The sequence below is a fragment of the Rahnella perminowiae genome, assembly GCF_019049755.1.
Classification (GTDB): domain Bacteria; phylum Pseudomonadota; class Gammaproteobacteria; order Enterobacterales; family Enterobacteriaceae; genus Rahnella; species Rahnella perminowiae.
The window spans coordinates 1-19,725 of the sequence record NZ_JAFMOS010000561.1 but is presented as its reverse complement, the minus strand read 5'-3'; the positions used below and the strand labels follow the sequence as shown (position 1 = coordinate 19,725).

20 protein-coding genes are annotated in these 19,725 nt (G+C 49.5%); 5 read left to right on the top strand and 15 right to left on the bottom strand.

Annotated features, from left to right (window positions below; translation table 11 throughout):
- The 9 genes from J1785_RS14620 to rluE form a co-directional block, all read right to left on the bottom strand.
- The coding region (locus tag J1785_RS14620) for a hypothetical protein (RefSeq protein WP_217219666.1) at positions 1–231 on the bottom strand (231 nt) is incomplete at its 3' end.
- A 189-nt stretch (positions 232–420) separates the two neighbouring features.
- On the bottom strand, positions 421–1,542 hold the full coding sequence (locus J1785_RS14615) for a ribosomal protein uL16 3-hydroxylase (protein WP_129951807.1): 1,122 nt from the start codon (positions 1,540–1,542) through the stop codon (positions 421–423).
- Positions 1,543–1,701: 159 nt separating this feature from the next.
- Positions 1,702–3,159 (bottom strand): two-component system sensor histidine kinase PhoQ, encoded by a 1,458-nt coding sequence (gene phoQ / locus J1785_RS14610; RefSeq protein ID WP_217157217.1) that lies wholly within the window; start codon positions 3,157–3,159, stop codon positions 1,702–1,704.
- A 26-nt stretch (positions 3,160–3,185) separates the two neighbouring features.
- Positions 3,186–3,860 (bottom strand): two-component system response regulator PhoP, encoded by a 675-nt coding sequence (phoP, locus tag J1785_RS14605; RefSeq protein ID WP_129951805.1) that lies wholly within the window; start codon positions 3,858–3,860, stop codon positions 3,186–3,188.
- Positions 3,861–4,066: 206 nt separating this feature from the next.
- Positions 4,067–5,437, bottom strand: a complete 1,371-nt coding sequence (gene purB / locus J1785_RS14600; RefSeq protein ID WP_217219664.1) for an adenylosuccinate lyase — start codon at positions 5,435–5,437, stop codon at positions 4,067–4,069.
- Positions 5,438–5,460: 23 nt separating this feature from the next.
- Positions 5,461–6,087 (bottom strand): high frequency lysogenization protein HflD, encoded by a 627-nt coding sequence (gene hflD, locus J1785_RS14595; protein ID WP_015697908.1) that lies wholly within the window; start codon positions 6,085–6,087, stop codon positions 5,461–5,463.
- A 192-nt stretch (positions 6,088–6,279) separates the two neighbouring features.
- Positions 6,280–7,389 (bottom strand): tRNA 2-thiouridine(34) synthase MnmA, encoded by a 1,110-nt coding sequence (gene mnmA, locus J1785_RS14590; RefSeq protein WP_129951803.1) that lies wholly within the window; start codon positions 7,387–7,389, stop codon positions 6,280–6,282.
- A 247-nt stretch (positions 7,390–7,636) separates the two neighbouring features.
- Positions 7,637–8,083, bottom strand: coding sequence for an NUDIX hydrolase (locus J1785_RS14585; RefSeq protein WP_129951802.1), 447 nt, complete (start codon positions 8,081–8,083; stop codon positions 7,637–7,639).
- Positions 8,076–8,702 carry a 23S rRNA pseudouridine(2457) synthase RluE gene (gene rluE / locus J1785_RS14580; protein WP_129951801.1) on the bottom strand — a complete coding sequence of 209 codons (627 nt, stop codon included), beginning with the start codon at positions 8,700–8,702 and terminating at the stop codon, positions 8,076–8,078. Before rluE ends, J1785_RS14585 begins: the two co-directional genes overlap by 8 nt.
- 132 nt (positions 8,703–8,834) lie before the next feature.
- Here rluE and icd point away from each other — a divergent pair, with 132 nt between their 5' ends.
- The 3 genes from icd (at position 8,835) to J1785_RS14565 (ending at position 12,643) form a co-directional block, all read left to right on the top strand.
- Positions 8,835–10,088: an NADP-dependent isocitrate dehydrogenase gene (gene icd / locus J1785_RS14575; protein ID WP_015697904.1), complete on the top strand. Its 1,254-nt coding sequence runs from the start codon at positions 8,835–8,837 to the stop codon at positions 10,086–10,088.
- 177 nt (positions 10,089–10,265) lie between these two features.
- On the top strand, positions 10,266–10,757 hold the full coding sequence (locus J1785_RS14570; RefSeq protein ID WP_217219662.1) for an anti-virulence regulator CigR family protein: 492 nt from the start codon (positions 10,266–10,268) through the stop codon (positions 10,755–10,757).
- 377 nt (positions 10,758–11,134) lie between these two features.
- The gene (locus J1785_RS14565) at positions 11,135–12,643 is read left to right on the top strand and encodes a GGDEF domain-containing protein (protein WP_129952138.1); all 1,509 of its coding nucleotides are present in this window, start codon (positions 11,135–11,137) and stop codon (positions 12,641–12,643) included.
- Positions 12,644–12,687: 44 nt separating this feature from the next.
- On the opposite strand, the gene J1785_RS14560 is transcribed toward J1785_RS14565, so the two are convergent.
- Complete coding sequence (locus tag J1785_RS14560; RefSeq protein WP_129952137.1) at positions 12,688–12,885, bottom strand: hypothetical protein; 198 nt, start codon at positions 12,883–12,885, stop codon at positions 12,688–12,690.
- 334 nt (positions 12,886–13,219) lie between these two features.
- On the opposite strand from J1785_RS14560, the gene J1785_RS14555 reads away from it, so the two are divergent.
- Positions 13,220–13,510, top strand: coding sequence for a hypothetical protein (locus tag J1785_RS14555; RefSeq protein ID WP_129951799.1), 291 nt, complete (start codon positions 13,220–13,222; stop codon positions 13,508–13,510).
- A gap of 65 nt (positions 13,511–13,575) precedes the next feature.
- Here J1785_RS14555 and J1785_RS14550 read toward each other — a convergent pair whose 3' ends face one another.
- The 3 genes from J1785_RS14550 to J1785_RS14540 all read right to left on the bottom strand — a co-directional run bounded on the left by J1785_RS14550 (position 13,576) and on the right by J1785_RS14540 (position 15,894).
- On the bottom strand, positions 13,576–13,791 hold the full coding sequence (locus tag J1785_RS14550; protein WP_129951798.1) for a DUF2767 family protein: 216 nt from the start codon (positions 13,789–13,791) through the stop codon (positions 13,576–13,578).
- A gap of 143 nt (positions 13,792–13,934) precedes the next feature.
- The gene (locus tag J1785_RS14545) at positions 13,935–15,575 is read right to left on the bottom strand and encodes an ABC transporter substrate-binding protein (protein WP_129951797.1); all 1,641 of its coding nucleotides are present in this window, start codon (positions 15,573–15,575) and stop codon (positions 13,935–13,937) included.
- 127 nt (positions 15,576–15,702) lie between these two features.
- The gene (locus tag J1785_RS14540) at positions 15,703–15,894 is read right to left on the bottom strand and encodes a YdfD/YebW family protein (RefSeq protein ID WP_129951796.1); all 192 of its coding nucleotides are present in this window, start codon (positions 15,892–15,894) and stop codon (positions 15,703–15,705) included.
- A gap of 201 nt (positions 15,895–16,095) precedes the next feature.
- Here J1785_RS14540 and J1785_RS14535 point away from each other — a divergent pair, with 201 nt between their 5' ends.
- Positions 16,096–16,341 (top strand): DUF2766 family protein, encoded by a 246-nt coding sequence (locus tag J1785_RS14535; RefSeq protein ID WP_015697897.1) that lies wholly within the window; start codon positions 16,096–16,098, stop codon positions 16,339–16,341.
- 63 nt (positions 16,342–16,404) lie between these two features.
- Here the strand turns inward: J1785_RS14535 and J1785_RS14530 are convergent, their stop codons facing one another.
- Together J1785_RS14530 and J1785_RS14525 are read right to left on the bottom strand one after the other, a co-directional pair.
- Entirely contained in the window at positions 16,405–16,641 is a 237-nt protein-coding gene (locus J1785_RS14530) for a YobH family protein (protein ID WP_129951795.1), read from the bottom strand.
- A 185-nt stretch (positions 16,642–16,826) separates the two neighbouring features.
- Positions 16,827–19,520 carry an autotransporter outer membrane beta-barrel domain-containing protein gene (locus tag J1785_RS14525; RefSeq protein ID WP_217219660.1) on the bottom strand — a complete coding sequence of 898 codons (2,694 nt, stop codon included), beginning with the start codon at positions 19,518–19,520 and terminating at the stop codon, positions 16,827–16,829.
- Positions 19,521–19,725: the final 205 nt, after the last annotated feature.

The window sequence follows — 19,725 nt, the reverse complement described above, 5'->3', positions numbered from 1 at the left end:
GGAAATATCAGCCAGCATACTGGGGTTCATTACTGATTTTCCAAACTTACTTATATCCCTGGCAATGTTTCCGTTGATGGTATTGAAGAATTTATGCGTGATTTCAGGAGAAATGTTAAGCGTCAGGTTGCAATCAGTGTGTTGTAATGGGTGTGTGGTGATTTTATTTCCGGAAAAATGTGATGGGATAGGATGAACTTTATTTTTCTCGAAAAATTTTGTAAAAAACATGGTTTGCCTTTCGTCATTATAGGGGAATAGAGGGTCTGTAAAGGCAGTATAAAATTAAAAGTAACCTGTGACTATTACCAACTCCTTATTCATCGGTTAAACTATATTAATATGGAAATGTTAACTTCATTAATACATACAGGATACCGGGTACCCTGTATGTATCTTAATGATAAATGTCCGTTGATATCAATCGTTAAAATACCAGTAACCGCTGTTGACCAGTGCAGACAGCAGGGCGAGGAAGGACGGGTCGTCCAGCGCATTGCCGAGCATTTCTTTCGTTACGGTTTTATGGCGTGCAATGGCATCTACCGCACCGATATGTTCTGTGGTTATTGCTTCACCGTTAACGTAGCAGGTATCCCCCACGCGCAGGACGCGCAGGCCCCCCAGACGCTCCAGGGTTTCACCTGACTCCAGCAGTTCATAAATTTCCCCGGCCTGATAAGGAGGCTCCGGTGGCGCCAGATCCAGTTCATGACGAGACTGGGAAATAAATTCTCCGAACCAGTTATTGAAATGCGCCGGATTACCAATCAAATCCAGCATCATGGAACGCAGTTTATTCAGTTCGGCAGGCTGTACTTCAGCCGGATGCTCACGTTCAACCAGTTCCGGATCGCTGTAACGGTGGCTGCCCAGTTCACGGGAAAGCACATAATCGGCAAAACCGCTGACCATCTCACGGGCGTTTGGTGCGCGAAAACCCACAGAATAATTGAGGGAGTTTTCCAGTGAATAGCCGTCATGAGGGAAGCCCGGCGGAATATAAACGATATCGCCGGGTTCCAGTTCTTCATCGATAATGGCATCGAAGGGTTCAACCTGTAATAAATCAGGATGCGGGCAATGTTGTTTCATCGCGACTTTTTCGCCTACACGCCAGCGACGGCGGCCGGTACCCTGAATGATAAATACGTCGTACTGATCCAAATGGGGGCCTACGCCACCGCCAGGCACCGAGAAGGAAATCATTAAATCATCCATGCGCCAGTCAGGAATGTGGCGGAATGGTGTCATCAGATGAGAAGAGGGCTCATGCCAGTGATCGACAGCCTGCACCAGCACCGACCAGCCTGTTTCCCCCAGATGGTCATAACTCTCAAAGGGCCCGTGGCTGACATTCCACTTACCGTCCTGATTGCTCACCAGACGGCTGTCCACTTCATTTTCCATTGCCAGACCGGCCAGCTCGTCCGGAGAAATCGGATCGACGAAATTTTTAAAGCCGCGCTTTAATACGACCGGGCGCTTTTGCCAGTAACGCTGCAGGAAATCATTCCAGTCTAGGTCGAGTTGGTAATCCATAGTATTTCCCTTGCATTAAATGGAGGGTGATAAAGAAGTGCGGAGTCTGTAAATGATTATAACGGAAGGTGTTGCAGCTGAGTGGGGCAATTGCCAGCAAATTTTGCACAATGGATAAGATTGCGCCGAAATTTGCTGGCAAAGTAGTCGGGGAGAACGTTACTCCAGTTCAATGCCTTGTTGCAGACCAAAACAGACGCGCATGCTGGCGCCGCCAAGCGGGCTGTCACCGATGATAATTTTGCCGTCGTACTGTTCAATGATGTCGTTGGCGAGCGATAACCCCAGACCTTGTCCCGGACGCAAGGTATCGGCACGCTGCCCGCGTTGGAAAATCACTTCGCGTTTGCTGTCCGGAATGCCCGGGCCATCGTCCTCAATCAGGATCACCAGCTGATTTTCGGTGTGCACGGCGCTGATTTCGACAAACTCAAGGCAGTACTTGCAGGCGTTATCAATGACGTTGCCCATGACTTCCATGAAGTCATTTTTTTCGCCCACAAAGGTAATTTCCGGTGAAATATCCACTGTGATCACCACCCCTTTACGCTGATAAACCTTATTCAGTGCTGAACATAATCCGTCAAGGATCGCCGGGACGGAGTGAACTTCACGGATCAGCAGGTTTTGTTCAGAGCGCAATGTCGCACGATGCAGGTAATAACCAATCTGCTGCGAGATGCGGCTGATTTGCTCAAGCATGACCGGCTCAGCATCTTCGATGGTCATCTGTTTACCATTTCGCAGTGCACGCAGGGTAGACTGCAATACGGCCAGCGGTGTTTTCAGGCTGTGCGTCAGGTCCGCCAGCGTGGTGCGGTAACGATCATAACGGCCGCGTTCGCCATGCAGCAAAATATTCAGATTACGCACCAGACCGCGCAGTTCGCGTGGCGGGTTTTCATCAAGCGACTCACGCTCGTGAGTTTCCAGTTCGGCGACCTGATGAATCAGCTCTTTGATAGGCCGCAGGCTCCAGTAAGCGGCCAGCCATAACAGCGGCACAACCAGCAACAGGTTCGCCAGTAATACATAACTGAACCATTCCCAGACCAGATCAGAGCGCTGCAGTTCCTGCGGAATGGTATCGACCACCACGATGTTCAGTGCCGGCAGACGAGATGTCGCATTGTAGGTATTGACCGCAATGGAGTGGGTCATCGCGTTGGCGTCGGTATCGTCATAATCCTTCAGCTTATCCTGCGCTTTCGGGTTATTCCCCAGTACTTCACTGCTGATTTGTGTATCGGTATCCAGCTCATAGAAGCCAGGTTTGTTCATCCATGCTTTATCAATATGCGCTTCGAGTTCAGGGATGCGGCGCTCAGCCCACAATAATTTCCCTTCGTCGTCGTAAATAAACACCAGCGTTGGCGTGTTAAGGTCGAGATCAGGCGGAACATTGATAGTCAGTTTGCCGTCGCGCCACTGCGCAAGGCTGAAGAAAAGGTTACTTTCGCCGCGCAGGAGACGGTAGGCGGTTTTGTCGAAACTCACCATATAACCGACCACTGCCACCAGCCCGTAGGCCAGCGACAGGGTAAGCACCACCGCCGCGGTTGCCATCATAAAGCGGACGCGAAGGGAGAAGGGGTTCCGGGTACGACGTCCTTTCATGAAGCGTCCTTTGAATATGTCGATGATTATGACCTGATGTCGAAACGGTAACCCTGACCGCGCACGGTCGTTATCACATCAACCGGATGTTCTGCCTGCAATTTTTTACGCAGACGGCCCATCAGAACATCGACAGTATGACTCTCACGCAACTCGGCATCCGGATAAAGCTGAAGCATCAGCGAATCCTTGCTGACCACTTTCCCTGCATTGCGGATCAACGTTTCAATAATCGTGTATTCGAAAGCGGTCAGTTTAATTGGCTGTTCATTTACGGTCAGTTCGCGACGTGACAGATCGATCTGGAAAGGTTGCAGCGTGATCACCTGAGAAGCGAGGCCGCTGTTACGGCGCATCAGCGCCTGCATACGCGCCAGGACCTCTTCCAGATGGAATGGCTTAGTGACGTAATCATCCGCACCGGCCTCCAGCACTGCCACTTTATCCTGCCAGCTTTCGCGGGCGGTCAGGACCAGAATCGGCAGATTGGTCTGATGACTGCGCCAGCGGCGGATCAGGCTCAGGCCGTCTTCGCCTGGTAAACCAAGGTCAACAATGGCGATATCGGGCGCATGCTCATGCAGGAAATAGTCTGCTTCTTTGGCATCTTCCGCCGCATCGACCTGATGGCCCATTTCCCGCAACTGTACGGAGAGGTGATGACGTAACAGTGCATTATCTTCAATGACTAAAATCCGCATGGTAATTCCTTATCCTGACAGCGCGAAAAATGGTTTAAATATTCTGCATGCGATTGTAAATGATTCAGAAACACTTTAATCAACCTCAGGTCAACACAGGTGTGCCGAACATCAACAAAACCTAAACGAATTATAAGCATCTTTGTGCAGGAACGGGATTAAAAAAGGCGGCCCGCAGGCCGCCTCTGGTACAACACTTTAAAAACTTACTTCAGTTCGTCAACCATGGTGGTGGCGCGACCAATGTAGTTACCCGGCGTCATGGCTTTCAGACGTACTTTCTCGTCTTCCGGTAAGTCAAGTGAATCGATAAATGCCTGCATGCCGGCGGCATCAACACGTTTACCGCGTGTCAGTTCTTTCAGCTTCTCGTAAGGTTTTTCGATGCCATAACGGCGCATCACGGTCTGGATTGGCTCAGCCAGCACTTCCCAGTTGTGATCCAGTTCGTTTGCCAGATTTGCTTCGTTTACTTCCAGCTTGCTGACGCCTTTCATGGTCGCCTGATAAGCGATAAGTGCATAGCCCAGACCGACACCGAGGTTGCGCAGTACCGTGGAATCCGTCAGATCACGCTGCCAGCGTGATACAGGCAATTTGCTGGCCAGATGCTGTAATACAGCATTGGACAGACCGAGGTTGCCTTCGGAGTTTTCGAAGTCGATCGGGTTTACTTTGTGCGGCATCGTGGACGAACCGATTTCACCCGCGATGGTACGTTGTTTGAAGTGGTTCAGGGCAATGTAACCCCAGATATCGCGGTCAAAGTCGATCAGGATAGTGTTGAAACGTGCCACGCAGTCAAACAGCTCGGCGATGTAATCATGCGGCTCGATCTGAGTAGTGTACGGATTCCAGGTAATCCCCAGAGAAGTCACGAACTCTTCGCTAAACTGATGCCAGTTAACTTCCGGGTAAGCCACGATGTGGGCATTGTAGTTGCCGACAGCACCGTTGATTTTGCCGAGGATTTCGACATTTTGCAGTTGTTTAAACTGACGGTTCATACGGTAGGCGACGTTAGCCAGTTCTTTACCAATGGTCGATGGCGTTGCTGGCTGGCCGTGGGTACGGGACAGCAGCGGAATGTCGCGGTATTTATGTGCCAGGTCTTTTACGGCATCAATAATTTGCTTCCAGTAGGGCAGCACCACATCCTGACGGGCGGTTTGCAACATCAGCGCATGGGACAGATTATTGATGTCTTCAGAAGTACAGGCGAAGTGAATGAATTCCGATACCGCGTGCAGGGCCGGGATCGTTGCCACCTTTTCTTTCAGGAAATATTCAACCGCTTTCACATCATGGTTGGTAGTCTTTTCGATATCTTTAATGCGTTGTGCGTCATTAACATCGAAGTCTGCCACAATCTTGTCGAGGAAAGCGTTTGCGTCGGCATCAAAAGCAGGAACTTCCTTGATTTCTGCACAGGCTGCCAGTTTTTGCAGCCAACGTACTTCAACCTGCACACGGAATTTCAGCAGGCCAAATTCGCTGAAAATAGTACGCAGCGCGCTGACTTTATCACCGTAGCGTCCATCAACGGGGGAAACGGCGGTCAGTGAGGATAATTCCATCGGTAGCAACTCCTGGGATCTTATTAACAATGAGCGAGAATATTCTTCGCCTGTTCAAACAAGCGATTACGGGAAAACATCAGTTGCAGACGACCACCGCCCACCTGGTGCCACAGCACCGCGGAGCGAATGCCGGCCAGTAAAATGGCGCGGACCTTTGCCTGCACTTGTGAATTTTGCAAAATGGCCGGTGAACCGGTCACCTGAATGCGGGGACCGGCCGGGCTGACCACATCGACATAAATCGAGGCCAGAGAGCTTATCATCGTTTCAGATTCCAGTTCGAAATGTGCCAGCTGGCGATCGAGCTGATCGATACGTTCACCGAGCTGATTCATGGCGGCTTTGTTGGCGTAGAGCTTGCGCTCAAGCACCATCAGGCTTAATGCGTAACGTGTTAATTCAGCGCCAGGCCCCTGACGGTTGGCGTTCAGCACGCCCAGTAATGTCTCGAGTCCCATCTTCAGATTGGCTTCATTATTACCGTACACCGCCAGCGTAGATGCCGGGTTCATCTCCAGCAGGCTGCGCAGTGAAACTGACATTTCTTCCTGTGAGCAATGACCTTCATGTGCCAGTTGCTGGACCAGGCGTGCTGCCTGACAGATCCCCGCCAAAGCCAGCGTAATGTCATAATAATTTTTAGCCACGTTTACTCCTGTAAGCGTTTTTGAAACGATGAGACGCGGTGACAAAGAAAATAGTCCGAATTCATGGCGACAGATCATGCCATAAAACTGGCCCTAAACACAGTTCGGAATCAGCGCGGAGCGTCACTGTCGGGCAGAAATAAAGCGGGACGCCTGAAAGCGTCCCGTATTCAATCACATAATCGTGAAATATCAGACCTGAAGCGGCAGGCGCTGTTCAATCACGCCCCCGCCGAGACACACGTCACCGAGGTAAAACACTGCGGACTGACCCGGCGTGACAGCGGCAACCGGTGCATTGAAACGCACCTCGATGCGGTCATCACCGAGCGGCGTGACTGTGCACGGGATATCTTCCTGGCGGTAACGGGTTTTCACCGTGCAGGTGAGCGGGGCGGTCAGCGTTTTGCGGTCCACCCAGTGTAGCTGTTGGGCAATCAGACCAACATTCATCAGGCGCGGATGCTCATGGCCTTGTGCGACGTAAAGAATGTTGTTTTCGACATCCTTCTCAACGGTGTACCAGGGCTCTTCGCTGCCGTCTTTCTGCCCGCCGATGCCCAGACCTTTACGCTGACCGAGCGTGTGGTACATCAGACCCTGATGTTGTCCCATTACCTGGCCGTCAACGCTTTTGATAACCCCCGGTTGCGCCGGTAAATAGCGCCCGAGGAAATCACGGAATTTACGCTCACCGATGAAGCAGATCCCCGTAGAATCTTTTTTCTTTGCGGTGATTAAATCCAGTTCTTCGGCGATGCGGCGGACTTCCGGTTTTTCCAGCTCACCGACCGGGAACAGACTTTGTGCGACCTGTTCATGACCGAGCGTGTAGAGGAAATAACTCTGATCCTTATTGCTATCAACGCCGCGCAGCAAATGGCTGACACCGTCAATATCCTGGCGGCGAACATAGTGACCGGTCGCGATGTAATCGGCGCCCAGATCCTCAGCCGCAAATTCCAGGAAGGCTTTAAATTTTATTTCCTTATTGCACAGAATATCCGGGTTTGGTGTACGTCCGGCTTTGTATTCTTCAAGGAATAATTCGAACACGTTGTCCCAATATTCCGCCGCGAAATTCACAGTGTGCAATTCAATGCCAAGCTTGTCGCACACGGCCTGCGCATCGGCAAGGTCTGTGGCTGCTGTGCAATACTCTTCGTCGTCATCCTCTTCCCAATTTTTCATGAAGAGGCCCTCGACCTGATAACCTTGCTGTTGGAGAAGGTAGGCAGAGACAGAGGAATCGACACCGCCGGACATCCCGACGATCACTTTTTTCTGGCTGTTGTCAGACATAATAGTCCCGAAACACATGAATTAATTGCCCGGTACTGACGGTGTTTTTCGGATGCTTGTCCCACGAGGATGAAGGCCGCGCGCAACTAAAACATCACAAAAATCCGAACACCACAGAAACCCGAACAGAGAGATACTGCTTTCCAACGGTTTCCCACGAGGGAAATCGTGAAGCGCGAAATTTTATCACGTCGGGCCGGTTGCTGCACCGCTGATTAAGCGCGTGACAACAACCGGACGAGGGGAGTTATTCCGGCAGGTTGAAATTATGGAGGATTTCCAGCGGATAACGTGGCGATTGCTGGTAACAGCGGATGCTTTCCGCCACCAGCGGGGAGCGCAGTTGCGCAGACGCGATAATTTCTTCAGCAGTAACCCAGCGGCACTGATCGATATCATCGTCCTGCGGCGCCGTTTCCCTAATTTCAGGTAAATCAATCACAAAGGCGAAACGCAGGAAAGGCGTGCCGTCCGGTGCCTGCCACTGATGTAATCCCAGGAAAGACTGCGGCTCGGCGTGGATGCCGGTTTCCTCGTACAGTTCGCGTTTTGCAGCGCTGACTAAGGTTTCATTGGCTTCAAGATGGCCGGCAGGCTGATTCCAGGTGACTTTGCCGTGAATGGTTTCCTCGACAACCAGAAACTTTCCCTGTGCCTGAACGATGCAGGCGACAGTAACGTGCGGTTTAAACATGTGGAATTTCCTTCCATTGGCCGGGTTGTAAATCGCCGAGGGTAAACTCGCCCATGCTATAGCGGATCAGACGCAGCGTCGGAAAACCGATATGGGCCGTCATGCGACGCACCTGACGATTTCTTCCCTCGTATAACGTGATTTTCAGCCACGTCGTCGGAATAGATTTGCGCTCGCGGATCGGCGGATTACGTGCCCACAGCCATGCTGGTTGATCGACAATTTCCGCCCCGGCGGGGAGTGTCGGCCCGTCTTTAAGCGTAATGCCTTCGCGTAATGCTTTCACTGCTGTGTCATCCGGTTCGCCCTCGACCTGGACAAAGTAAATCTTACCGGTGCGTTTACCCGGTTGGGTCAGTGCAGCCTGCAGTTTGCCATCGTTGGTCAGCACCAGTAAACCTTCGCTGTCCCGATCCAGACGGCCTGCGGCATAAACTTCTGTTAATGAAATGTAATCTTTAAGTGTTGCCCGACCCGCCTCATCAGTGAATTGTGGCAACACATCGAACGGTTTATTGAAAAGAATCACCTTTCTGGGCCCTTTTGAGGCAGATTGTTCTTTGGCAGGCCTTTTGCTGAAACGTTTAACGTTGTGATTTTTAAAAGATAGCGGGTTCATAGGCATTGAAGTTAGAGAGAATTAGCGCATTATACTTGAAAAATGTTTCGGATTGGCTAGCGAGAAATATTCGAGTAATATCGACCGGCATCTTACAAATTTTTAACAAAAATGCGCTCGAAGGAGAGGTTAATGGAAAGCAAAGTAGTGGTTCCGGCTGAAGGTAAAAAGATTACAGTAGACGCTCAGGGTAAACTGGTCATTCCTAATAATCCTGTTATCCCGTTTATCGAAGGTGATGGTATCGGTGTTGACGTAACGCCAGCCATGATCAAAGTCGTTGATGCGGCTGTAGAGAAAGCTTACAAAGGCGAGCGTAAAATCTCCTGGATGGAAATCTATACCGGCGAGAAATCCGTAGAACTGTACGGTAAAGACGTCTGGCTGCCAGAAGAAACCCTTGATCTGATCCGCGATTATCGTGTTGCTATCAAAGGGCCACTGACCACACCTGTTGGCGGCGGCATTCGCTCCCTGAACGTGGCACTTCGCCAGCAACTCGACCTGTATATCTGTCTGCGTCCGGTACGTTATTACACCGGCACGCCAAGCCCGGTTAAACGTCCTGAAGATACTGACATGGTGATCTTCCGTGAGAACTCCGAAGATATCTATGCAGGTATCGAGTGGAAAGCCGGTTCTGCTGAAGCCGATAAGGTGATCAAGTTCCTGCAAGACGAAATGGGCGTGAAGAAAATCCGTTTCCCACAAGATTGTGGTATCGGTATCAAACCTTGCTCCGAAGAAGGCACCAAACGTCTGGTTCGTGCGGCGATTGAATACACCATCACCAATGACCGTGATTCACTGACGCTGGTTCATAAAGGCAACATCATGAAGTTCACCGAAGGTGCCTTCAAGGACTGGGGCTATCAGCTGGCGCGTGAAGAGTTTGGCGGTGAGCTGATCGACGGCGGTCCTTGGGTGAAAATCAAGAACCCAAACAACGGCAAAGACATCATCATTAAAGACGTGATTGCAGATGCATTCCTGCAACAAATCCTGCTGCGCCCTGCTGAATACGACGTTATCGCCTGTATGAACCTGAACGGTGACTACATTTCTGACGCTCTGGCGGCGCAGGTTGGCGGCATCGGTATCGCGCCGGGCGCTAACATCGGTTCTGATTGCGCGCTGTTTGAAGCGACTCACGGTACTGCACCGAAATATGCCGGTCAGGACAAAGTGAACCCGGGTTCAATCATCCTTTCCGCAGAAATGATGCTGCGTCATATGGAATGGTTCGAAGCCGCAGACCTGATCGTTAAAGGCATGGAAGGCGCTATCGCCAACAAAACGGTGACTTACGATTTTGAACGTCTGATGGAAGGCGCTAAGCTGCGCAAATGTAGCGAGTTTGCCGACGACATGATCGCAAATATGTAATTGCGATATTGTTGAAGTAGATATCGGGGGCATCGCGCCCCCTTTGTTTTTCATCCCTCCAAAAATTCTTCTTAAGTTTTCCATCGCTTTAAATATATAAATAAGAATACGTGAGATTGTGGAAGTGAGATTTCTAACATAGCTTTAAAAGTGTCATTCACCTCAAGGAAAACCATCATGTTTACGCGTCGCACATTCCGGATTGCTCTGGCGGCGGTTATTTCTCTGACAGTGCTTACAGCGCCGGTTTTTGCTAATCCCGGCAATGGCAACGGCAACGGCAACGGCAATAGCCACGGTAATAGCAATGGCAATAACCACGGCAATAAAGCTCAGGGAAATGGTAAATCAGCCGAGCACACGGGGAATCGTAAAAATTACGGTAAGCCGGACCATGTCTCGTCAGATATCAGCTTCTCACGTGCCCGTTCACTCGCAATAAATTATGGACTGACCGGATATCAGTCACTACCGCCAGGAATCGCAAAAAACCTGATGCGCGGCAAACCCCTGCCGCCGGGAATCGCCAGGAAAGCGGTTCCTGCCGCAATGCTGAACGAGTTGCCATATTACCCTGGTTATGAATGGCGGGCCGTGGGTGATGATTTAGTTCTGGTTGCCCTGAGTACGGCAATTGTTACTTCGATTATTAATGGCGTATTCGATTAAAATTGACATAACACGCTTTTAAGCCCCGTATTGGACTGCACCCCAAAAGTTGGACACCCAACTGAGTAAGGTGCAGTTTTTTATGCGCACCACGATGAAGGTGACTATGAGGGGATATCCCGTAAAGGGTTTACGCATTAAATCCTACTAAGGCTAAATCAATCATTATCTGAAGAATGTTCCGCTTGCCAGTGAACTTTTTTCGCAACAGATTCAGGCAGATAATGGTTTATTTTTCCTGCCTTATTGTGCATGTGGGGCGGTGGTGATAAATATGAGCCACTTTCTACCACAGGTATGACTTTTTGTTGCGCTCACTCCTTTCCAGCTCTCTGTTCCGTATTGATCTGCGACGCCTGATTCTGATTTTAGCTGTGATGAGTGCCTTTGTGACGTTGGCCAACAGCTTTTATGCCAGTTATCGTGTACAGCGCCAGTTACTGATCGACAATACGCTTGAAGAGAACCGTGTTTATGCGACGAAACTGGCTGCCAGCACGGAACAGTTTCTAAAAAACATGCAAAAACAGCTCGCTTACAGCAGTACAATTGCGGCGGGCCATTTTGACGATCGTGAAATCCTGCAGGCGGAAACGGCTCGACTGAAATACCAGACAGACAGTTTTAACTCTGTCGTGCTGACCAATGCGCAAGGCAAAATTCTGGCCACTTCTCCTGACAGCCTGCAGATGGTCGGCCGTATTTTGAATACGCCCGGAGCTCTTGAAGCACTGAAAGAGCGCCGCCCGCTGATCAGTAAACCTTATATTTCTGCCGCTCAGAATCTGGTGATTGTGATATCGGCACCTATTTTCCACCGCGACGGCAGATACCTCGGCTATATTGCCGGCACCATTTATCTGCGGCAGAAAAGCATTCTGAATGAGTTACTCGGCGAGCATTATTACCGCGATGGTTCCTATATTGCCGTACTCGATAACGAGCGCCGCATTCTCTATCATCCGGATGCGTTTCGTATCGGGGAAGTGCTGAAACCGCGTCCGGTGACGGAAGTGGTAAAACAACATACCAATGGTAGCCTGATGGTCACCAATCTGGCCGGAGAAGCGATGCTGGCCGGTTATGCGGTAGTGCCGTCGTCTGGTTGGGAAATCATTACCCAGAGGCCGACCGATGCGACGCTCAAGCCGCTGGATGGGTTAATGATCAAGGTGCTCAAGCATCTGACACCCCTGGCATTACTGACGCTGATTTGCGTCTGGCTATGCTCGCGTATGATTGCGCATCCGCTCTGGCTGCTGGCACGAAGTGCCAATGAAATGGATAAGCCGGATATTTCGACGAATATCCGTGAAATTCCGTCATGGTATTTTGAATCAACCCAGCTCAAGCGTGCCTTGCTGATGGGTATTAACTTGCTGCAGAAAAAGATTGGCAAGCTCAAGTTTGAAACGCAGACGGATCCGATGACAGGGTTGTTCAACCGGCGCGGGCTGGCGATGACACTGGAATCCGTGATTCAGCAACGCCAGCAGTTTTCGGTTATTGCGCTGGATATTGATCATTTTAAATCCATTAATGACTCTTACGGGCATAACATCGGTGATGAAGTGATTAAATCTCTGGCGGAGCAAATCCGCAATAATGCCCGTGAAAGTGACATTCTCTGCCGCGTTGGCGGAGAAGAGTTCCTGGTTTTACTGCCGGGGGCAGGGCTTGCCGAAGCTGAAATCATTGCAGAACGTTTGCGTCTTAATGTGGAAAAAATGTCCTTGCCGGGTATTCGCCCGATTACCATTTCGTTAGGCGTAGCACATTGCAATCAGCTATCGGGTGAACCTGACGCTTCGCTGAAGAAAGCCGATGAGGCGTTATATAAAGCCAAGCAGGATGGACGTAATCGCATGATTGTTATTCATGAATAAGTAGAAATTCATCTCATCAGGGCACCCGGCGGCCCTGATGCTGTTTATTTAGCCGCTGCAACCTGCTGCTTTTTGGCCTGCGCTGCGAGATGATGCCCGACAGCGCATCCTGCCACCGCGCCGAGTACAGCGTGATGTTTCAGATGACCGACAACGCCTCCCGCCACTGCGCCTTTAAGACATCCTTCCGCCTGAGCAAATGAACTTACTAACATCATGCTGAAAATGGCTATACCCAACATCGTTTTTTTCAACTCAATTCTCCCCAATGAACAAATAATGCTGTCACAGAAAATGTCATAACCCCTGCGGTTTGTCATTTTGCTATCTGTAAGCAGGTACTGCCGCTGTTACTTCTCAGAGAAGATAAACCGTTTGCCGGCGGCTATTGGCGACTTATTGCGGTTACAACTGGCGAAGCGGTTAACGGCATATTGAATAAAGGTTTACTTTATACGTTGAAAGGGAAGGGCTTTATTTTTATTACATCTGCTAGACTTATAGGCAAGTAACCTGCGGAGGTCTGCTCGCTCCGCTGTCTCCGGTTATTTTCCACCCGTGAAGAAGGATGCCGCTATGACGCATCAAGAACAATTGCAGGCCCTGATGGTTCGCATTGACGCGCTGGAACAACGTGAAAGACACCTGACGTATGCTTCAAATGCCTATCAGGCGATTTTGACGACATTACTGGGAATACTGGATAAACCGACTCGTGACCGGGTGATCAGTATGGTCGACCAGGCCCATGACGTAGCTTATGCCAGAGCTAATCTGGAGCAGAAAGGGAATATTCTGGGTGCTGATGATATTACCCAGCGCATTTTCTTATTTGCGCAGGGGCGTGCGGCACAATCCAGGAAGTGAAGGACAGATCATAAATGAATGACTCGTTGCCCGAAAAGGCTGCGAGGTTTTGTAGTGCCGCAGGATCAGCAACGCCGGTCGGCTTTTAGCATATTAATTGCTGCGCCCAGCATGATACGGCGCTGGACACCTGTCGCGCGGGTCAGTTGCTCGTCGAGATAACCAATCAGCGCATCGGCACTCAGAGGCTCACCTCTGTGGCGCATCTGAATGACGCCATCACCGATAATACGCGCCACTTCATCCCAAAGCGGTTGGATCTCACTGTCCGAGAATTTCATAACAGCTCCCGTTTGTGTGATTTACGTACAATCTATCATCTGGGCTGCGCGTGGCAAGTGGGTTAGTGGAAAGACGGGCGGTGCGGAGCATTTGAAAATGCCTCTCCCCGGACAATCCATTGCCGTAAGGAGAGGAAGGCAGATTAATGCTTAATTACATATAAATCTTTGGTGTAAACGTAATTAAGCAGGCTGTCGTTGAATCCCCCTACGTACGGTTTGACCAGACGAGTACTGACGTAATGGTACAAAGGAATGACCGGCGACTGCTCGGTTAATACCTGTTCCGCCTGCTGATAAGCTTTGCCCACGTCCGTTTTGTTCGTGGCTTTTAACGCATCATCGAGTGCCTTATCGTAGGCGGCATTATTGAATTTTGGCGTGTTCTCACTGTTACCCGTGCGCAGGGTATTCAGGAAAGTGGAGGGTTCGTTATAGTCTGCAATCCACGCATAACGCACCACTTCATAGGTACCCTGATGCATGGTATCCAGCATGGTTTTCCATTCCTGATTCTGTAAAACGGCATCGACGCCCAGATTCTTTTTCCACATTGAAGCCGCAGCAATGGCAATGCGCTGATGCGCTTCAGAAGTGTTATACAGCAGGTTGAATTTCAGCGGATGGTTCGGACCAAAACCGGCTTCAGTCAGTAACTTTTTAGCTTCTTCGTTACGCTGTTCCTGTGTCAGGCTGGCTTCTTTAGGTTTGGCAAAAGTAAAACCGCCGGTGTTATCCGGAGAAAGATGCCAGGCTGGTGTTTGCCCCTGACCCATTACTTTACCGGCAATGATCGACTTATCAATCGCCAGATTCAGCGCTTTACGCACGCGAACATCATTAAACGGCGGCTTCTGGGTATTCATCGCATAGTAATAAACGGCCAGATACGGGCTGACATGAACCTGTGAGCCCAGCTCTTTTTTCAGTGAAGCAAACAATGGCGAAGGAACGGTAGACGTGATGTCGATCTCACCGGCCTTATAGCGGTTAACGTCGGCGGTACCGGAAGCAATCGGCAAATACGTGACTTTATTGATGACAGTATGTGCGTTATCCCAGTAGTTCGGGTTACGTACGGCAGTGATACGTTCGTTGACCGTCCACGTATCGAGTTTAAACGGACCACTGCTGATCAGATTGCCTGGCTGAGTCCACTTATCGCCGTATTTTTCCACATCCGCCTGACTGATTGGGGAGAGAGACGGGTGCGCCAGCATGCCGAGAAAATAGGAAAGCGGTTGATCAAGCGTAACTTCCAGCGTCTGCTTATCCAGCGCTTTGATACCCAACTGGTCGGCAGTTTTTTTGCCGGCAATAATGTCGCCGGCATTCAACACGTGCATGCTGCCCAGATAGCTTTCATAAGGTGAAGCGGTTTTCGGGTCGATCAGACGTTGCCAGCTGAAAACGACATCCTGCGCGGTGATGGGCGAACCATCCGACCAGACGATGCCGGGGCGTAAATGGAAGACCCAGGTTTTGTTATCTTTGGTATCCCAGCTAGCCGCGAGTGAAGGTTGCGCATTGCCTTTATTATCGATAGTGACCAGTCCGGTAAAAAGATCGCTGAGGATATTAAATTCCACATCGCTCTCGACTTTATGCGGGTCAAGGGATGCAGGTTCACTGCCATTATTACGGACAATTTCCTGTTTGGCTGCCAGCTCGACACCTGCAGGAACATTTGCAGCGTGCGTGGCGAATGAAGCCATGAAAGTACCGGATAGAAGGAGTGCGAGAGGAAGTTTTTTATAGCACCCATAAGTTTTACGTATCGTCATTGCCATTTCCTGCCCTGTCAATATGGTTAAATATCAATGAGTAACAGGGTATTCATACCTTTCTTCGAGCACTTTAGCAATGATTAAGACATTTTTTGTCTCGCCATGTGAATGCTGACACAAAGGTTCAGTAGTCAGCGTTCTCATGGGCAGGGATCCAGTAACCATCGATAAAATCTTCGATGGGATAACAGCCAGCCTGGCGCAGCCCTTGCTGATGCATAGCGACCGTGCATTGTTTCTGAGTATTAAAGGCATCAACCACTAAGTCTTCACATCCTCCGCCCAGATAACAAATAGTCAAAACAAGTGCGAACATAGCGCCTCTCCTTTTTTGTCATCCTGTTAAGCATAGAACCATTATGCGCCTGGCAACATCCGGCGAGGCGCGTTTGCTGCTTATTTATCCGCATTGTTTAACCGCAAAAACGTAACGATGCAGAAAAGAGAATTTCAGGAAAGAGCGTGATATCCTCGCGGCCATAATTTTTATGAATGACCGTTATGAAAGGAGCAGCTCATGTCCGAGTCTTTGAACAGAGAACAGGAAATCGAATCCGATCTGGTTGCATGCCAGCTGGTAATTAAACAAATACTGGATGTGATTGAAATTATTGCGCCAGCGGAAGTGCGCGAGAAAATGTCTCATCAGCTGAAAAGTATTGATTTCAGCAAGCATCCTGCCGGAGCTGATCCTGTGACAAAGCGTGCTATTGAGAAAGCCATTTCCTTGATCGAGCTGAAATTCACGAAGCACGATAGCTGATAAATCGTTGCCATGCCTGCATTTGCGGGCATGACAACGCTGTACAACGTAAAAATATCCGGCCTATTTATTGTCGACCACTTCACCCACCCGCTTGAAAATGGGGCAGTTTGCCACGCCGATGACGCCACTGTCAGAGTGAATATATTGCGAGCTGACAATTCCTCTTGCTGTTAAGTACTGGCATTTCAGACCCAGCCCTGCAGCATTCTCATTGCTGCCAACTGTCACGCCATAACCCGAGAAAAGAAAAATCGCGTAAATGACGGCCAGCACGATGATGGTTTTAATTATGCCCATTCTGTAACTCCCTAAATCCCTTGTCCTGAACGATTCAGGAGGTTGATAAGCATAGTAGAATTTATTTCCAGGAAAATGTCACTGCAGCAGAATCCTAATCAGCAAAACCGTGAAGATGCTAAAAAAAATTGGCCCCTGAAAAGAGGCCAATAAATTACTGAAGAATGCTATTCAGACCGGGAAGATTACCAGCGGTATTTCATACCCAGATTAGCTGCCCACGGCTGGTCAACATCGCTGCCACCAAGGTAATTAGCCCCTGCGTAAACGGTGAAGTTTTTGCTCATGTCGAACTGCCCCCCTAAGCCAACGCGGACAGCGGAACCATCAACGCCATTGTCGATACGGTCGCCATTGATGTTTGCGTCGTTGTTAGCATCCTCATACACATACGCCAGCGTGGCGTAAGGGCTGACTGCCTGACCTGCACCCAGATCGAAGGAATAACCCAGATTACCACCCAGTTCATAACGTATGCTGTCATAAGCCTGATCACTGACATGCATATTGTTGCTCATGCTGTAATCATCATCGCCGATAAACACGCCAGTCATACTTGCGTAAGGCGTCAAATAAGCCTGAGGTGCGAATTGCCAGTCATAACCCACTTTCAGACCAAAGCCCCAGGCATCAGTGGAGCTATCACCTGATACTTGCTGACCGTTGCTCATGGTGCTGTCTGTTGAGTTGCTGAAGTGGCTGTAGCTCAGGGAAGTATCAAAGAATGCGCCGGTGTTGAAGTCCAGACTGGCGTAAACACGTGCTGACTGGCTGTCAGTATCCGCATCCGCATTATCCATAGACAGGCTGGATTTCGCGAAGCTTGCGGCCATACCTACCAGCCACTGCCGCTCGCCGCCCCCTTCGGTGACTTTATCCAAACCAACCATGATGCCATTGACGTCCTGATCGTAATCAATCACGCCGTTGTCGCCGTTTTGCTGACCGCCGAAGTAGTTGACCCACACACCTCCTTTATCATTGCCTTGGGTGTGACGTGAACTGTTCATGCGGGCTTCTAACGTGTCTTGTTCCATATGCCAGGTTGCAGCATTGGAAGAAGGCAGGCTCAGGGCAGCATTAGCGGTAGAAGTAATACCTTGCCTGGCCAGTACTACGGTATCGTCGTACTGCTCTGCCTGATAACGATAAGCACCCAGATCAGCGGTGTTAGCATGAGTAAAGGTCGCATTGCCGCCGTAGATACGGATCAGCTCTTTATTTTGATAATCAGCAACCTGGCCTTCACCTGTCGCGTTATCGATACGGACCTGATAATTGCCGTTTGTTACGCCATTCACGGCCAGATGGCCATCGGAGTTGATACCGAGGGTGCCCTGATCATAAATATACTCTGCGGCAGTTTTGTCACGTGCGTTATTCATGTCGGCGTTAAGGACATACTCACGACTTCCGATATCGAAAGTACCGCTATCAGTCAGAACCATGTTATGAGTATCAATCTGCCCTAAATCCAGGTTCAGCTCAGAACCGCTACCGACTACAATGGTGTTGGCATAAAGAGAGGCGCTTTCTTCAGTCAGCGATGCCTGACTGCCTGAGTTCAGGTTCAGTACATCTGTTTTAACATCGCCGTGTGCAGCAATTTTCAGCGTTGATGCATTGGTCAGAGAGATGTGATCTGCCAGCAGGCCAGATTCAACGACATTGACCTGAGACCGGTTATTAACCGTCAGGTTGTCAATATTTGACGTTTTAGTCGTGTCCCATTCGGAACCGTTGTTTAGCGCGACATTAAACAGACCGCTTTGATAAACATCATCACCCGTCAGATAGCCGGTGGTACTGCTGAAGACAGAGCCCGGCCAGATGCTGTTAGTGCTGTGGTCATACAAGGCTGAATCCATCTGAACTTCAGAAGTGGCTGCACCAACCCATTTGCTGCCATTGTCCAGCGTCAGATTCAGTTCATCTGTATCATCCCAACCATTGGTATCCGGCACGCCATCGGTATTGCTGTCATGACCACCGACATAATAACCTTCGTCGAAGGTGCTGACAAAATCGACATCACCTGCAATGGTTGAATTATTGAATATGGCATTGGTTTTCATTGCATTATCAGCGGTTGCACTGGCAACAACAGATAACGCAATATCATCAGCCGGAATACCCGCCGCGCTGATATTACCGTAATCACTTGGCTTATCCGACTGGCCGTAGAAACCGCTGGTTTGTAATTCTGTGTAAGAACCCGAAGTCAGCACGGAATCATTTACCGTCAGGGTATTATCAAAAGTATTACTGTTATTACTGTCTGTATCAGCCCACTCGTAGCCTTGCGTCAGTGCAATGCCCGCGACGTGAGAGTTATTTTCGATAACGATGTTACTTTCCTGATTCAATGTCACTGCAACACCCATATCGTAGGTATTCAGGGATTCATGGTCGCGAATTTTATTATCATCAGTAACGTCATAATCGAAGTGTTCGTAAGTATCATTAATGGTGGAGTTATCAATGATCAATTGCAAAGGAGACTGGTCATAATCATTACGGGTTGTGCCGCAATCACTTGTCATGCACTCAGAGGTGATCATGCCGTTAACCGTGGTATTGGTGATATTCAACGTGTTGCTGTTATTGCTATCAAAACCGAGATAATGAGTGGAAATAACACCATTAACGACAGCATTATTGATAGAGGAGTCGATGTCTCCGCCAGTATAGCGGGTGTCAGCCCCATCATTATCTACATACCCACGATATCCGATATGACCCGCCAGCGTGGAGTCATGATAGAACGTATCGTAAACGGTGCCAGAAATATCGGCTGACATTGCTACGGGGGCCGCGACTGCAACAGCGCAGGCTAGCGCTATTTTAGAAACGAAGAACTTTTTATTCCATGCATGCATTTATTAATCCCTCAACAAAAAATAGTCAGCATGAATCAGCTGAAAAATAATTCAGCCATTATGCTTTCATTTATATAACTGAAGAGACAGAAGAACTGTTCGACGGCGGGATGATATTTTAACGGGTGGTATAATTCAACAAGGAAGTTCCTGGAAATATCCGCAAAAAGTCACTTTATTTAAAGATGAGCGCAATATTATTGGG